This window comes from Sulfitobacter sp. M05, from assembly GCF_029285175.1.
Lineage (GTDB): Bacteria > Pseudomonadota > Alphaproteobacteria > Rhodobacterales > Rhodobacteraceae > Sulfitobacter.
On sequence record NZ_JABEDH010000001.1, the window covers coordinates 1237292 to 1252785 of the forward strand.

The following is a 15494-nucleotide window of genomic DNA, read 5'->3' on the forward strand; positions in this document are numbered from 1 at the left end:
CCTCACATCGGCCAGCGGGCGTAGATGCCCCAGAACCATTCGAATTTCGCCGCGAAGGCCACAAACACCACCCAGAACAATGAGAACGGCAGGAAGACTTTCCACCCCAGACGCATCAGTTGGTCATATCGGTAGCGCGGGGTGATTGCCTTCACCATTGAGAAGACAAAGAACACGCCCAACATCTTGATGAACATCCAGAAGAAGCCATCCGGCAGGAACGCCACAGGTGACAGCCAACCACCAAGGAACAGGAGCGACACCAGCGCACACATCAGCACAACTGCAACCAATTCACCGATCATGAACAACAGAAACGGCGTGGATGAATATTCAACCTGATAGCCGGCAACCAGTTCTGATTCCGCCTCTGGCAAATCGAACGGCGGACGGTTGGTTTCAGCCAAGGCGCTGATAAAGAACAGGATCAGCATCGGGAAATGCGGCAGGAAGTACCAGTGTAGCAGACCGCCACCGCCCTCTTGTGCCTGAACGATCGCGCCAAAGTTCATCGACCCCGTTGAGATAATCACACCGATGATGATCAAACCAATTGAGACCTCGTAAGAGATCATCTGCGCCGCAGAGCGCAGCGAGCCAAGGAACGGGTATTTCGAGTTGGATGCCCAACCGCCCATGATCACACCATATACTTCAAGCGAGGAAATCGCGAAGACATAGAGGATTGCGACATTGATATCGGCGAGAATCCAGTTTTCATTAAACGGGATAACCGCCCATGCAATCATTGCCATGACGAAAGAAATCATCGGGGCCAGGAAGAACACCGCGCGGTCGGCACCGGCGGGCACGACGACCTCTTTAACGATATATTTCAGGAAGTCCGCAAAGGACTGTAGCAGGCCAAATACGCCAACCACGTTGGGGCCGCGCCGCATCATAACAGCGGCCCAGATCTTGCGGTCTGCATACATCAGAAACGCCAATGCCAGCAGCAAAGGCACCACCAACAGCAACACCTGCCCGACCAACAAAAGCCCCATGCCGAGGCCGGTTTGTGTAAAGAATTCAACCATTGTTTGTCATACCCTCGGAATGCCCTTTTCGACGCAATGTGCAACGGTCACTTCGGCATCGATTGTCTTTATGCCACGTGGCAAGCTCGGCGAGATCGTATAAACAGCATCGCCCCGCCAAAGGCCAGCCTCTTGCGCCACATTTGTGCGCACATGTCGTGCAAATCCGTATCCACGGATAAGCGTGTATTGCGCCGCCGCACATTCCGCATAGTCAGCCACGTCCTGACCGCTTTGTGCTTTGGTCATTGCAACATTGAATTGCACCAGATCCCCATCCAGAAGCGCGGTTTCTACGCCCCTATATTCAGGGATAAAATCCGATGCAAGCGGCGCTTGCGGCGCGCAACCAGCCAGCCCCATTGCGGCCGTTGAGAGGGCAAAGGCTGCCATCGTTCTCACTCGGCTGCCAAAGGTGCCGCAGCCCGCGCCGCCGCATTGGCGGATAGCTCGGCCATCAGCTGGCTGGCCCGTGCAATCGGGTTGCTAAGATAGAAATCGGCAATCGCCGGCACGAAAGGATCAGAGCCAACCTTGCCACGTGCAAGGGGCTGCCAATCGTTTTGCGCCACCACGTCAACCTGCCCAAGATGCGGTACATCCTTGACCAAGGCCTTGCGCAAATCGGCAAGGGAATCGAACGGCAGTGTCACCTCCAGTTCCGCAGACAGGGCCCGCAGGATTGCCCAGTTTTCCTTGGCCTGCCCCGGTGCAAAACTTGCCCGCGCGGCCAATTGTGGGCGTCCTTCAGTATTCACAAAAAGACCGGCCTCTTCGGTATAGGCGGCACCGGGCAGAATGATATCCGCGCGATGTGCGCCACGATCCCCGTGCGAACCTTGATAAATCACAAATGGTCCGGCAGGAATGTCACCCTCGTCGGCACCAAGGTTATAGATAACCTCTGCCGCCAGCACATCGGTAATGCCATTTTCGCTTGTTGCGCCGACATCCATCGCGCCAACACGGCCCGCTGCCGTATGCAGCACCATGAAGGTGGATTTGGTCGATTCGGCCAGTGCCATCGCTTCGGCCAGGATCGCCGCGCCATCCTCACGGCACAGGGCCGCCTGCCCGATGATAATCACAGACGGCTTGTCCTGCACCTCGGAATGATCCCGCGACAATAGTTCTGTCATCATCGCCGGATCATCGCTGATGTGCATGGTTTCATAAGTCAGGTCAGCTTTAGGACCGACCACGCCAATACCGCAGCCTTTGGTCCAGGCTTTGCGAATGCGTGCGTTCAACACCGGCGCTTCGACCGCAGGATTCGCGCCAATCAGCATGATCGCCTGTGCATTGTCCAGATCTTCAACCGTCGCCGTCCCAACATAGCCAGAGCGGTTACCGGCGGGCAGTTTCGCACCATCGGTGCGGCATTCAACAGAACCGCCCTGCCCCTCGATCAACGCCTTCAGCGCATAGGCCGCTTCCGCAGAGGCCAGATCACCGACCAGACCGCCGACTTTCTTGCCCTTCATCGCCGCAGCCGCAGCCGCCAGCGCTTCGGGCCAGTCCGCTTTGCGCAGTTTACCGTTTTCACGAATATAAGGTGTGTCCAGACGCTGGCGACGCAGACCGTCCCAGACGAAGCGGGTTTTGTCGGAAATCCATTCCTCATTCACGCCGTCATGGTTGCGCGGCAGAATCCGCATCACTTCACGACCTTTGGTATCCACACGGATGTTGGACCCCAGTGCATCCATCACGTCGATGGATTCGGTCTTGGTCAATTCCCAAGGCCGCGCGGTAAAGGCATATGGTTTACTGACCAGCGCGCCAACCGGACACAGGTCAATGATGTTGCCCTGCAAGTTCGAATCAAGTGTCTGACCCAGATAGGACGTAATCTCGGCATCTTCGCCACGCCCCGTCTGACCCATCATATGCAGGCCAGCCACTTCGGTGGTAAAACGGACGCAACGCGTGCAGGAGATACAGCGCGTCATATGGGTTTCAACCAAAGGACCCAGATCAAGATCTTCGGTCGCCCGCTTCGGCTCGCGATAACGGCTGAAGTCGACACCGTATGCCATCGCCTGATCCTGCAAGTCACATTCGCCGCCCTGATCGCAAATCGGGCAATCCAGCGGATGGTTGATCAACAGGAATTCCATCACCCCTTCGCGGGCCTTTTTCACCATAGGTGAATTGGTCTTTACAACCGGCGGCTGACCTTCGGGACCGGGGCGCAAATCCTTGACCTGCATCGCACAGGAGGCTGCGGGTTTTGGCGGCCCACCGACAACCTCGACCAGACACATGCGGCAGTTGCCCGCAATCGACAGGCGTTCGTGGTAACAGAAACGCGGAATTTCGACCCCCGCTTGCTCACACGCCTGAATGAGCGTCATCGCCCCCTCAGTTTCAACTTCTTTACCGTCGATGATGATCTTGCGCAGGTCGCTCATTGGTTCACTTTGCTCTTAGTAACGAACCGATCCGGCTCGATTTTTGAATCTCTTGCTGTCCTAACGCACAATAGCTTTGCGGGTCAGAAGTATCGACCCCCCGTGCGCGGAAAAATTCAGCCGCTTTTGCGCGCAGCCGGTCCTTTTCGACATCACTGTCCGTATAGGCTTCAATCTCTGCCTGAGTATACCCCATGTCGCGGGCTTTTTTCTCCAAATTTCGGACATACCCGATGGCCCGGAACATCCGGGCGCTGATCACTGGGCAATTCTTACGGATACGGTCGGCGATACCTAGATCAAACAAGGCATCGTCAATGGCGGCGACCTCCCGAAGGGGCGGTTTGGCAATGGCCGGAACGGCCAGCAGGCTTGCGCCCAGAAATGCTGCAACCAGAATTTTCATCACTTAGTTCCTCATGTAGTGCGGGCGAGTTTGCCCTTGTCCCACATGGGTTTGGCCCCATTGTTATGCAATAACAGGTCCCTAACCTGCCATCAACGCCCCCGTGTCGCCGGGTTTCAAAGCTGAGGGCAAGCCCCCTGAAACACCAGCGTATTATCCGTGATCTGCAATTGCTCGGGTGGTGTGTCCGGCCCCACCGCCCAAGTGATCTTGGAACTGCCATAATGTTCGACACAATAAGCTGTGCCTGCATGGCGTCCCGCCTCGCGCGCGCCATCAAGCGACCGCGCCACATCGCGAATGCGCACAGAGAACACATCCCTCTGCCCATCAACCTTGGCCACTTTCACGCGGAAGTACTGGCCGTCAAAGGCAATGCGGTTCTTGCTGTCTGTACAGCCTGCCATCACCCCCAATATCAGGGCAATCGTTAAACAACGCTTCTTCATTTCTGCGCCCTCTTCATTTCTAAACTCTTGCTTGGTTTAGCCTGCGGTCCGCTACCTTTGAGGGAATCGGAACCATCTTTTGACTGGCTTTCCTGTTCTTGTTCATGGGTTTTCCATTTGCCCCACATATTTGCTAAATTCGCGCGTCAGGCAACCTTTGTATCGTCACCGCTTTCGCACTCGCCTTCTGCCGTGCCCCCCCGGCCCCTTCATTGCGCGACAATCTTTAACATCCGCCCAATTGGCGTGCGCCACTCGGCAGCCGCATATCCCGCGTTGCAATACCCTTGCTGGGGGCTGTCTTCTGTCAGGTCATATTTTTTTAGAAAGGCGGCGAAATAGGGATCATAACGTTCAGGAGCCACTGGGGCGAAATAGGTGCCCAATTCGCGCGCCGGAATGCCCCTGTCGCTGAATTTTGCCAGCAAAGCCAGCATGTGGCGCTTTGATCCGGCATGATCAAAGTCAAGCCCGTCGCAACGTTCCGCAAGACGTTCGGCCATGGTCGATTGAAAGTTCATTTCAACAGCAAACTCTGGCAAGGGCGCTTTGCCCTGTGCCAGCGCCATCACCGGCAAGACCGCGGCGAAAAAGGAAAGCCGGAGCGGTTTCAGAGAACCGCCCCAATTGCCGTGATTGCCAGCCCAATCATGCAAACCCAGCCGATCAAAAAGGTGATCGAACGTAGTGGTTGGTTTTCGGTCCTGATATGAACAACCGCCATCGCAATGCGCGATACAACAAAAACAGAGGCCAACAGGTTTACCATGAACGGCGAGGCCCCTGCCAGAATCGCGGCCAATGTGGCAGCAATAAACGGTCCGGAGACTTCGACCGCATTCGCAAAAGCCCGTTCGCGCCGATAAGAGACACTTGCGTAATCACGAATTGGCTTACCGCAATCACTTCGGTTTTCCGGCGTGCGGCCCACGGTTGACAACCCCGAAAGGACAATCGACAGCAACGCCCAGATGGCCAGCGCCAAAAGCGCATGATTGTAGGCTGCAAAAGCGTCCATTATTCAGCGGCCACAGCAGAGACACGGCCGGTACGCTTATGCTTGATCCGGTCCTCAATCTCGTCGCGGAAATGCCGGATCAGACCCTGAATAGGCCATGCTGCAGCATCACCAAGGGCGCAAATTGTATGCCCCTCAACCTGTTTGGTCACGTCCAGCAACATGTCGATTTCTTCGGGTTCCGCATCCCCTGTCACCAGACGGTCCATAACCCGCATCATCCAGCCAGTACCTTCACGGCAAGGCGTACATTGGCCACAGGATTCATGTTTATAAAACTTCGCCAGACGCCAGATCGCTTTGATCACATCGGTAGAATTGTCCATGACAATCACCGCCGCGGTGCCCAGACCCGAACGCTGCTCGCGCAGATAGTCGAAATCCATGATCGCGTCTTTCATCTGCGCTCCGGGGATCATCGGCACCGAGGAGCCGCCGGGGATCACGGCCTTGAGGTTGTCCCAGCCGCCGCGGATGCCGCCGCAATGGGTCTCGATCAGCTCTTCAAAGGTGATCGACATCGCCTCTTCCACAACGCAGGGGTTGTTCACATGGCCAGAAATCGCAAACAGCTTGGTGCCGGCGTTGTTGGCGCGGCCAAATCCGGCGAACCATTCAGGGCCACGGCGCAGGATCGTAGGCACCACGGCAATTGATTCCACGTTGTTCACGGTGGTCGGGCACCCATAAAGCCCCGCCCCCGCAGGGAACGGCGGCTTCATCCGCGGCATACCCTTTTTGCCCTCAAGGCTTTCCAGCAAGGCGGTTTCTTCACCGCAAATATAGGCACCAGCGCCATGCGCCAGGTAAATGTCAAAATCCCAACCGGATTTACAGGCGTTCTTACCAACCAAGCCTGCATCATAGGCTTCATCAATCGCCGCCTGAAGCGCCTCGCGCTCGCGGATGTATTCGCCGCGAATGTAGATATAGCAGGCATGGGCATTCATCGCGAAAGAGGCAATCAGACAGCCCTCGATCAACGTATGCGGATCGTGGCGCATGATTTCGCGGTCTTTACATGTGCCAGGCTCGGATTCATCGGCGTTGATCACCAGATAGCTGGGACGGCCATCGCTTTCCTTTGGCATAAACGACCACTTCAGGCCAGTTGGAAAGCCCGCACCACCGCGCCCACGCAAACCGGATGCCTTCATCTGGTCAACGATCCAAGGCGCACCTTTCTTGATGATATCCGCCGTGCCATCCCAATGGCCACGGCTTTGCGCGCCCTTCAGCGTGCGGTCATGCATCCCGTAGATGTTGGTAAAAATGCGGTCCTGATCTGCAAGCATTGCTGCACCCTATCTATTCTTGCGCGGCCCCTTCGGGCCGGTCTTTGGTATCTCGGCCCAACGTGCAGGCCGGTTAAACTTATCTAACGGCCCGACTTTCTGTCAGCCTGCCGTGCCTGCCACATCTGCCAGATCACGACCATCGCCCAAAACAGCGCAGCCAGTGCGGCAAAATCAAACAGCAGCGAATAGCGCATTTCCAGCCCTAGCTTCGCCACCGAGAAATTCGCAATCACCCAAAGTATCATGGTAATCGCAATAACCAGCCCCACCATCCGGCCCTTTTTTGCAAGGGCCTGATCCTGTGCGGAGCCACTGTTTTCCTGTTGGTTCACACTCGGGTCCGATCGTTCTTACGTCTTTTTGCGCTTTGAGAACTCTGTCTCGCCGCCCTTGGCCAAAATCTTGGCCTGTGACATCCAGTCGTCACGTTTGATCCGGCCTTTAAAACGCAAACGGGCATCGACCCATTCGATTTCTTTCTTACGCCAACCAGCCACCTGGTCAAACCGGTAGATGCCCAATTCATTCAAAGTCTGTTGCAGTTTAGGGCCTACGCCGCTGATCAACTTCAGATCGTCACTGCCCTCTGCCGGTGGAGCATCATAGACCAGCGGTTTGCCATCCGCCGCAACCGGTGTGCGTTTCGCCGCGGTTTTTGCCGGTGCTTTCTTGGCCGGTGTTTTGGCTGAAGCCTTGGTCGCTGCTTTTGCCTCGGTTTTTGCCGGGGCCTTTTTCGCGGCAGCTTTTGGGGCGGCCTTCTTTGCGGCTGCACCTTTCGCTGGTTTTACCTCTGCCGGTGTCACAGCCGCCGTGGCCTTTGCCGCGGTTGACTTCACCGCAGATTTTTCTTCGACGGCAGGGGCTTCGTACTTCCATGTCCCTTTGCGCGCGGCCAATTCAGCCTCTCCTGCAAGCGCGGTCGACGGCTTGATCTCGACCGCCTTCAACGGTGCTGCGCTTGGTGTATCACTATCCGTTGCCCCGGTTGCAATCTCACCATCGGCAGTCTCAGCGGCACCTTCTGATGCAGCTGTCTCTGGCGTGGCCACGGTTGCATTTGTGACGCCAGTATCACCGGTAACTGCGCTGGCAACGGCGGGGCTGTTCTGGCCAACGTCAAGGGCCGCGGCCCGTGGGGCATCCGCAGAAGCAGCGGCATCGCGACAGATTGAACGTGGCAGAAAATACGCAATAAGAAGACCGCCGATCAGCCCGAGAAGACACGACCAAAAACCGCCCAGCCCGATAAATTTGTACAACAGCAGCATCAGCACAAGACCTGCAATGGCAGCAATGATCCAACACATGGTCTTACATTCAGAACGTTTTTCCGTCTGTGTCATCTTCGTTCACACCCCCTATGGCGACAGCGCGGGCTTACTCCTCGCTGTCGTAACGCCCGTCCGTTCGGGCCTTGGCGGAAAAGGCCGTTTCCTCGCCAGCCGCCAACTTCTGTGCCTGATCCACCCATGTGTCACGGGTCACACGGCCCTTGAACCCTTTCAGATTCTCATCGGCCCAAGCCACTTCTGCCGCCCCCCATTTGGAGATTTGGTCAAAGTGGAAAATTCCCATGTCGTGCAACATGGTTTCAAGCTTTGGTCCCACACCTTTGATCATCTTCAGATCATCCGGTCCCGACTTGCGCGGTGCCTTCATCATCTTGGGTTTCTTGCCCACCGCCGCTGTTGCCGGCGCATCTGCCGCTGTTGCCTTGGGCTCGGCTTTGGAAACCGGTTTTGCCTTGGATGTCGCAACTGCTTCTTGCTTGGTCACGCCAGTCTTATCCGCAGTTGCACCCTTGGCCGGCTTTGGTGCCGCGGCTTTTTTGGCCTTCGGCTTCGCAGAGGCATTCGCCGCAGTCCCCTGCCATGGGGTAAGCAAGGGCACTTCGGTACCATCGATCCGCTTGACCGTATCACCGATGTCCACAGCCAGCTGCACGGAGGCGTTATGCTGTTTCTTGCCGCTTTCGAATTCGGTCAAACTGGTCAACCCGGACGCCGGCTCTGCGGCATAGCGGCCATTCTGCGGTCCTGGTGTCGGCACTTTGCCGGCAGACAGATCATCCAGCAGGGCGCGCAACTTGTCGGCGGTCAGATCCTCGTAGTAGTCCTTGCCGATCTGGGCCATCGGCGCATTAGCGCAAGCCCCCAGACATTCGACTTCTTCCCAAGAGAACTTACCATCCGTAGACAACACATGCGGCTGTTCGGCGATCTTTTCACGGCATACTGCCACAAGATCCTCGGCCCCGCAGATCATGCAGGTCGTGGTGCCACAGATCTGAATATGGGCAACAGAACCAACCGGTTGCAGCTGAAACATAAAGTAGAAAGTCGCCACCTCAAGGCCCCGAATATAGGCCAGCCCCAGCATTTCGGAAACATGTTCAATTGCCGGACGGGTCAACCAGCCCTCTTGCTCCTGCGCACGCCACAACAGTGGAATGATGGCAGAGGCCTGACGGCCTTCGGGGTATTTTGTGATCTGCGCTTCGGCCCAAGCCTGATTGGCGGGGGTAAAGGCGAATGCCTGCGGTTGATCTGGGTGTAGTCGGCGGAGCATGAATCCTAGCCTTCGTATCTGATGGCGGCGTACCGCCCGGTATTTTCAAAAAGGAAATGCAGCGGATGCTGCATTACCTGTCAATCTCTCCAAAGACCACGTCCATCGTGCCGATAATCGCAGCAACATCAGCCAGTTGGTGGCCTTTGCTAATGTGGTCCATCGCCTGCAAATGCAGGAAGCCAGGGGCGCGGATTTTGCAGCGATAAGGTTTGTTGCTGCCATCTGCCACAAGATAAACGCCGAACTCGCCCTTGGGGGCCTCCACAGCGCAATAAACTTCGCCAGCGGGCACGTGGAACCCTTCGGTGTAAAGCTTGAAGTGGTGGATCAGGCTTTCCATATTGGTTTTCATCGCGGTACGGGCCGGCGGCGTGATTTTGCCACGCGCAAGGACATCGCCCTGCCCTTCGGGTGCGTTCAGCTTCACGATGGCCTGCTGGATGATATGCACCGACTGGCGCATTTCTTCCATCCGGCAGAGATAGCGGTCAAAACAATCGCCGTTCTTGCCAACAGGAATTTCAAACTCGAATTCATCGTAACATTCATAAGGTTGCGAGCGGCGCAAATCCCATGCAAGGCCGGAGCCGCGTACCATCACACCGGAAAACCCGTAGTTCAGAATGTCTTCTTCAGTCACGATGCCAATATCGACGTTACGCTGTTTGAAAATCCGGTTTTCGGTCAACAACTCGTCGATATCGACCATGAACTTGGTCATGAACTGTTCAGACCAGGCCTGAATATCGTCCAGCAAACCGGCAGGCAGGTCCTGATGCACCCCACCGGGGCGGAAGTATGCGGCATGCAGACGCGCGCCACAGACACGCTCATAGAACACCATAAGCTGTTCGCGCTCTTCGAAGCCCCAAAGCGGCGGGGTCAAGGCGCCCACGTCCAACGCCTGCGTTGTGACGTTCAGCAAGTGGTTGAGAACACGACCGATTTCACAGAACAACACGCGGATCAGGCTGGCGCGGCGCGGCACAACCGTGTCCGTCAGTTTCTCGATCGCCAAGCACCAGGCATGTTCCTGATTCATCGGGGCCACGTAATCCAACCGGTCAAAGTACGGCAGGTTTTGCAGATACGTCCGGCTTTCCATCAGCTTTTCAGTGCCACGGTGCAGCAGACCAATATGCGGGTCGCAACGTTCTACAATCTCGCCGTCCAGCTCAAGCACAAGGCGCAAAACACCGTGCGCCGCAGGGTGTTGCGGGCCAAAGTTGATGTTGAAGTTGCGGATCTTCTGTTCACCCGTGACGGCATCTGTAGACCCGTCATCATAGGTGTTCACGCGCATATCGCCGTCCATTATTTCCGCCCCTTCAACTGCTTGTCAATCGGCCGCTCGTCATCCGCACGCACGCGAATGGGCTGTTGTTCACGCTGACCGAACAGCTTGGCTATCATCTCTTCAAGAAGGTCAATCATAGCTTCTCCAATTCTTGCAGCTTCATGCCCATCCACCACAACAGGGCGACGGGACCGAGGGGCACCAGACAGACTGCGGCCCAGTATTTATTGATGCCGAAAAACGGCAAGAGTTTCAGCATCGGGATCGCTGTCAATGCAGACATGATCAGCCACCAAATGCCGCCCATTACTTGGCACCTTCAGCTTTGTCATCACCGGGCAGGATGTATTCGGCACCCTCCCATGGCGACATAAAGTCGAACTGGCGATACTCCTGCACCAACGACACCGGCTCATAGACCACCCGCTTTTGCGCTTCATCATAACGCACTTCGGTGTAGCCCGTGGTTGGGAAGTCCTTGCGCAGCGGGAAGCCGCGGAAACCATAGTCGGTCAGGATACGACGCAAATCGGGGTGGCCGGAGAACAGGATGCCGAACATGTCGAAAATCTCGCGCTCAAACCAGTTGGCAGACGGATGCACATCGACCAGCGAGGGCACCATGTCTTTTTCACGCACCGCAACACGCAGGCGGATACGGTGGTTCTGGTACATGCTCAGCAGGTGATACACCACGTCAAAGCGTTTCGCCCGCCCCGCATAATCCACTGCCGTGATATCCACGAGCGTCGAGAAGCGGCAGGTCGCATCGCCCTTCAGGAAATCCACCAGCCCGGCAATATTGCCCAGCGTGGCATTCAGGTTCAATTCGCCCTTGGTGACGTCCCATGACAGCACACAATCGGGGCGCTTCGCCTCAATATAGGCACCCAGTTCATTCAGTGCGTCACTCATCGTACGATTGTCCCTGTCCGGCGCATCTTTTTCTGCAATTGCAGGATGCCATACAACAACGCCTCTGCCGTGGGCGGGCATCCGGGCACATAGATGTCTACCGGCACGATCCGGTCACAGCCACGCACAACGCTGTAGGAATAGTGGTAATAGCCACCGCCATTTGCACAGGATCCCATAGAGATCACATAGCGCGGTTCTGGCATCTGGTCATAGACCTTGCGCAAAGCCGGTGCCATTTTGTTGGTCAGCGTGCCTGCCACGATCATCAAATCCGACTGGCGCGGGCTGGCCCGTGGCGCCGTCCCGAACCGTTCAAGGTCATAGCGCGGCATAGAGGTGTGCATCATTTCAACCGCACAGCAGGCCAACCCGAAGGTCATCCAGTGCAACGAACCGGTGCGCGCCCAGTTGATCACATCCGCCGAGGAGGTGACCAGAAAACCCTTGTCCTGCAAAGCTGCGTTCAGCTCTTGCGTGGCAACTTCGCGGTCTGCTCCGGCGGAATAGCCGCCCGCAACCCCTGCGTCCGTTACTGCCATTCCAGCGCCCCTTTCTTCCACTCATATGCAAAGCCTGCGGTCAGCACGCCAAGGAATACCATCATCGACCAGAAACCGACCATGGAAAGGTCTTTGAACGCTACTGCCCAAGGGAACAGAAAGGCGATTTCAAGGTCAAAAATAATGAATAGAATTGACACCAAGTAGAAGCGCACATCGAATTTCATCCGTGCATCATCAAATGCGTTGAACCCGCATTCATAGGCTGACACCTTTTCAGGGTCCGGATTGCGCACCGCCAAAACCACGGCGGCCAGGATCAGGACAAGGCCCAAACCGATGGCAACAGCCAGAAAAACAAGGATTGGCAGGTATTCCCGCAGCATATCGTCCAAGGGAGGCTCCTTTTGGCTTTGCCACTCGGGTCACGTAAGAGCGGCGGCATAACAGACGTTAAAATGGGTCTAAACCCAAGTGCCGACAGGGTCAACGGGATGGCGATGGGAAAACGGGCGCCTAAGGTCGCGGTTTGTCCCCGCTCCGCCGGTGACCATGGCGGGATCGCCTGAAATGCAGTCTGGCGGAAACCAATACGCTGGAATCTGACTTTGCGCCCCGACCGGGCTGACACAAAACAGGCACCCCAAATCAATTGGATGCCTGTTTCAGAAGAGCCTAGCAAAGAATGCTAACGTGTTTAGAGTTAGGCCCCTAGTCGACCGTTGAGACCAATGTTTCAACCGATTTGCGCACTTTCTTCATCGGCAACAACCAATCAGCGGAAGAATCGCGATAACCCAGTGGCAAAAGCACAACCGACCGCAGCCCGCGCGCCTTGAGGCCCAAAATCTCGTCAACGGTCGCAGGATCGAACCCTTCCATCGGCGTGCTGTCGACTTCCTGTTCTGCCGCAGCGACCAATCCGATACCAAGCGCGATATAGGCCTGACGCGCAGCATGTGCATAGTTTACTTCCGCGTCGCGCGGCACATAGGTCTGTTTCAGCTTGTCGTAATAGGCATTCAGCATCGGCAGATCACCACGCGCCGCGACATTGGCCTCTGTCACCGCGTCAATACGCTCGTCTGTGTAATTGTCCCATGCCGCAAATACCAACAAATGCGAGCCATCCGTAATCTGCGCCTGATCCATCGCCGCTTTGCGAATCTCTGCCAATACGTCGGGGTTTGTCACCACGATCATCTCAAAAGGTTGTGTGCCGCTTGATGTTGGTGCCATGCGGATCGCTTCGATGATGGCGTCTACCTTCTCCTGAGGGACCGCCTTGGCAGGGTCCATTTTTTTGGTCGCATAACGCCAGTTCAGGTGATCCATCAGTGTCTTGTTTGTCATCAGTCTTGTCCTATTGTCGGCATCGGCTCGATGCAGTATACATTTGTAACCGACGATATATTGATAACCATCTATTCCCGCAAGAAGGCACAAAGTTGCGCCTCGGTTACATGAAGGGAACCACATGCCAGACGCCGAACAATGTCCTGATTGCAAACATATAAACGAAGTTCTCTCACGTGTCGGGGACCGCTGGAGCGTGCTTGTCGTGATTTCACTGTCACAATACGGCACATTGCGTTTCAACGCGCTGAAACGGCATCTTGGCATTTCACAACGGATGCTCAGCCTGACGCTGCGGGCGCTGGAACGGGACGGATTGGTCAAGCGGACCTATCACCCGACGATCCCGCCCAAGGTCGAATACACCCTAACCCCGATGGGTGAGTCGTTTCGTGAACCGGTTCGGGCCTTGGGCGCTTGGGCGCTGGACAATCTGGCTGTCATCAATGCAGCACGTGCGACATATGACGCAGCAGCCGAAAGTGAAAAACAGGCCGGCTGATCCGGCGATGGCCGGCTCGAATCACAACCGGCCCTCTTTCCTCAGGACATCCAAGCGGCCTTGCGTTTGTCAAAGAACGCGCCGATCCCCTCGGCGGCCTCTTCCGTCTCCCAACGGGCTGACAAGGCGGCAATCGACATCGCCACGGCTTCCTCGCTCGCAGCACCGCCCAATTCCAAGGCCAGAGCTTTGGCCGCGGCAACCGCCCCCGGTGCGCAACTAAGATAGGGCACAACTTCAGCCTCGACTGCGGCATCCAGATCTTGCGCCGGCACCGCTTTTGCCAACAGGCCCAGCTCAACCGCCTCCGCCGCCCCGAACAGCCGCCCCGACATAAAGACACGCCGCGCCCGACCCTCGCCCATCCGTGCAATCACATAGGGCCCGATTGTTGCCGGAATAATCCCCAGCCGCGTCTCGGTCAGCCCCATCTTAAGGCTGTCGACACCGATCGCCACATCACAAACGCTGGCCATGCCGACGCCGCCGCCAAAGGCATTGCCCTGCACCCGCCCGATCAACGGTTTCGGCAATGTGTTCAATGCGCCCAGCATCGTGGCCAGCTTGCCTGCTTCCGCCGCCCGTGTTGCACCATCCATGTCGCGCTGATCGCGCATCCAGCCCAGATCACCGCCAGCGCAGAATGACTTCCCCGCGCCGGTCAATATCACAACCCGCACCGCATCATCCGCACCCAAATCCACTGCGGCCTGCGTCAGCTCTGCCAACATCAGCGCCGACATGGCATTATGTTTGTCTTCCCGCGCCAGCGTCAGCGTTGCGACACCACGCGTGTCGGTCTCAATCCTAATCGTTTCAAACATGCCTCAGCCCCGCATTGCCCGTGCCAAACCAGCAGCCTGTTCCAGAACGTCCTGATCCAAACCGGTTTCATATCCAAGCGCTGTCAAATGCGCGTTCACCGCCTCTGTGGCGACGTTACCGCTGGCACCCGGCGCATAGGGGCATCCACCCAAGCCACCGACAGCCGCATCAAACACCCGCACCCCCAATGACAGGGAGGCATCAATATTCGCCATCGCCCGCCCGTGGGTGTCGTGAAAATGCCCTGCCAGACGCCCCGCAGGCACCACATCACGCACTGCCAGCAACATGCGCGCAACGCTGTCGGGCGTGCCCGCGCCAATCGTATCGCCCAGCGAAATCTCGTAACACCCCATGGCAAACAACTTGTCCGCCACCGCGGCCACCGCTGCCGGGGTCACCGCCCCGTCATAGGGGCATTCCACCACACAAGACACATAGCCCCGCACAGGAATATCGCGATGGCGCGCATCTTCCAAAATCGGCTCAAAACGGGACAGGCTCTCGGCAATGCTGGCATTGATGTTCTTTTGAGAAAAACCTTCCGATGCAGACCCGAAAACCGCAACCTCATCAGCGCCTGCCGCCAAAGCATCCTCAAAACCGCGCATGTTCGGGGTCAATGCAGCATAGCGCACCCCGTCCTTGCGCCGGATCGCGGCCATAACTTCGCCCGAGCCCGCCATCTGCGGCACCCACTTGGGCGATACAAAACTGGCACATTCAATCCGGCGAAACCCCGCATCGGTCAGCCGATCAACCAGCGCGACCTTATCCGCGACTGAAATCTCACCCGCCTCATTCTGCAAACCATCCCGTGGCCCGACTTCGAAAATCTCGCATGGTCCCAAAGACATACCGCCCCCCAATTTCATCTTGCCTATAAACTCAATTCCAACAGGT

General features: G+C 56.7%; 20 protein-coding genes. 1 reads left to right on the forward strand and 19 read right to left on the reverse strand.

All coding sequences use genetic code 11. The features are described from left to right. Positions 1–2 precede the first annotated feature (2 nt). The 17 genes from nuoH to HKX44_RS06300 all read right to left on the reverse strand — a co-directional run bounded on the left by nuoH (position 3) and on the right by HKX44_RS06300 (position 13261). Positions 3–1037, reverse strand: a complete 1035-nt coding sequence (gene nuoH, locus HKX44_RS06220) for an NADH-quinone oxidoreductase subunit NuoH (protein WP_276150406.1) — start codon at positions 1035–1037, stop codon at positions 3–5. Positions 1038–1043: 6 nt separating this feature from the next. After that, on the reverse strand, positions 1044–1430 hold the full coding sequence (locus tag HKX44_RS06225) for a hypothetical protein (protein ID WP_276150823.1): 387 nt from the start codon (positions 1428–1430) through the stop codon (positions 1044–1046). Positions 1431–1435: 5 nt separating this feature from the next. Beyond that, entirely contained in the window at positions 1436–3451 is a 2016-nt protein-coding gene (nuoG, locus tag HKX44_RS06230; RefSeq protein WP_276150407.1) for an NADH-quinone oxidoreductase subunit NuoG, read from the reverse strand. 4 nt (positions 3452–3455) lie between these two features. Then, positions 3456–3857 carry a DUF5333 domain-containing protein gene (locus HKX44_RS06235; protein ID WP_276150408.1) on the reverse strand — a complete coding sequence of 134 codons (402 nt, stop codon included), beginning with the start codon at positions 3855–3857 and terminating at the stop codon, positions 3456–3458. A 116-nt stretch (positions 3858–3973) separates the two neighbouring features. After that, complete coding sequence (locus tag HKX44_RS06240) at positions 3974–4306, reverse strand: hypothetical protein (RefSeq protein WP_276150409.1); 333 nt, start codon at positions 4304–4306, stop codon at positions 3974–3976. A gap of 209 nt (positions 4307–4515) precedes the next feature. After that, positions 4516–4875, reverse strand: coding sequence for a DUF5333 family protein (locus HKX44_RS06245; RefSeq protein WP_276153699.1), 360 nt, complete (start codon positions 4873–4875; stop codon positions 4516–4518). 41 nt (positions 4876–4916) lie between these two features. Further along, positions 4917–5324, reverse strand: a complete 408-nt coding sequence (locus tag HKX44_RS06250) for an MAPEG family protein (protein ID WP_276150411.1) — start codon at positions 5322–5324, stop codon at positions 4917–4919. Further along, on the reverse strand, positions 5324–6619 hold the full coding sequence (gene nuoF / locus HKX44_RS06255) for an NADH-quinone oxidoreductase subunit NuoF (RefSeq protein ID WP_276150412.1): 1296 nt from the start codon (positions 6617–6619) through the stop codon (positions 5324–5326). Before nuoF ends, HKX44_RS06250 begins: the two co-directional genes overlap by 1 nt. An 83-nt stretch (positions 6620–6702) precedes the next feature. Beyond that, positions 6703–6954, reverse strand: coding sequence for a DUF5337 domain-containing protein (locus tag HKX44_RS06260; protein ID WP_276150413.1), 252 nt, complete (start codon positions 6952–6954; stop codon positions 6703–6705). 18 nt (positions 6955–6972) lie between these two features. Beyond that, positions 6973–7965, reverse strand: a complete 993-nt coding sequence (locus HKX44_RS06265) for an endonuclease (RefSeq protein WP_276150414.1) — start codon at positions 7963–7965, stop codon at positions 6973–6975. 34 nt (positions 7966–7999) lie between these two features. Further along, the gene (locus tag HKX44_RS06270; protein WP_276150415.1) at positions 8000–9190 is read right to left on the reverse strand and encodes an NADH-quinone oxidoreductase subunit E; all 1191 of its coding nucleotides are present in this window, start codon (positions 9188–9190) and stop codon (positions 8000–8002) included. Positions 9191–9263: 73 nt separating this feature from the next. Beyond that, the gene (locus HKX44_RS06275; RefSeq protein WP_276150416.1) at positions 9264–10508 is read right to left on the reverse strand and encodes an NADH-quinone oxidoreductase subunit D; all 1245 of its coding nucleotides are present in this window, start codon (positions 10506–10508) and stop codon (positions 9264–9266) included. A 115-nt stretch (positions 10509–10623) separates the two neighbouring features. After that, positions 10624–10797 carry a hypothetical protein gene (locus HKX44_RS06280; RefSeq protein ID WP_276150417.1) on the reverse strand — a complete coding sequence of 58 codons (174 nt, stop codon included), beginning with the start codon at positions 10795–10797 and terminating at the stop codon, positions 10624–10626. Further along, positions 10797–11405, reverse strand: coding sequence for an NADH-quinone oxidoreductase subunit C (locus HKX44_RS06285; protein ID WP_276150418.1), 609 nt, complete (start codon positions 11403–11405; stop codon positions 10797–10799). Before HKX44_RS06285 ends, HKX44_RS06280 begins: the two co-directional genes overlap by 1 nt. Next, complete coding sequence (locus HKX44_RS06290) at positions 11402–11947, reverse strand: NADH-quinone oxidoreductase subunit B (protein ID WP_276150419.1); 546 nt, start codon at positions 11945–11947, stop codon at positions 11402–11404. Before HKX44_RS06290 ends, HKX44_RS06285 begins: the two co-directional genes overlap by 4 nt. Continuing rightward, positions 11938–12303, reverse strand: a complete 366-nt coding sequence (locus HKX44_RS06295) for an NADH-quinone oxidoreductase subunit A (protein ID WP_276150420.1) — start codon at positions 12301–12303, stop codon at positions 11938–11940. Before HKX44_RS06295 ends, HKX44_RS06290 begins: the two co-directional genes overlap by 10 nt. A gap of 316 nt (positions 12304–12619) precedes the next feature. Further along, positions 12620–13261 (reverse strand): NAD(P)H-dependent oxidoreductase, encoded by a 642-nt coding sequence (locus HKX44_RS06300; protein WP_276150421.1) that lies wholly within the window; start codon positions 13259–13261, stop codon positions 12620–12622. Positions 13262–13385: 124 nt separating this feature from the next. Between HKX44_RS06300 and HKX44_RS06305 the strand changes: the two genes are divergently transcribed. Beyond that, a complete protein-coding gene (locus HKX44_RS06305) occupies positions 13386–13766 on the forward strand; it encodes a helix-turn-helix domain-containing protein (protein WP_276150422.1) in 381 nt (126 codons plus the stop codon). A 41-nt stretch (positions 13767–13807) separates the two neighbouring features. Here HKX44_RS06305 and HKX44_RS06310 read toward each other — a convergent pair whose 3' ends face one another. Both HKX44_RS06310 and HKX44_RS06315 read right to left on the reverse strand, forming a co-directional pair. Further along, positions 13808–14590: a crotonase/enoyl-CoA hydratase family protein gene (locus HKX44_RS06310; RefSeq protein ID WP_276150423.1), complete on the reverse strand. Its 783-nt coding sequence runs from the start codon at positions 14588–14590 to the stop codon at positions 13808–13810. A gap of 3 nt (positions 14591–14593) precedes the next feature. Next, a complete protein-coding gene (locus tag HKX44_RS06315) occupies positions 14594–15448 on the reverse strand; it encodes a hydroxymethylglutaryl-CoA lyase (protein WP_276150424.1) in 855 nt (284 codons plus the stop codon). Between the last annotated feature and the right edge of the window lie 46 nt (positions 15449–15494).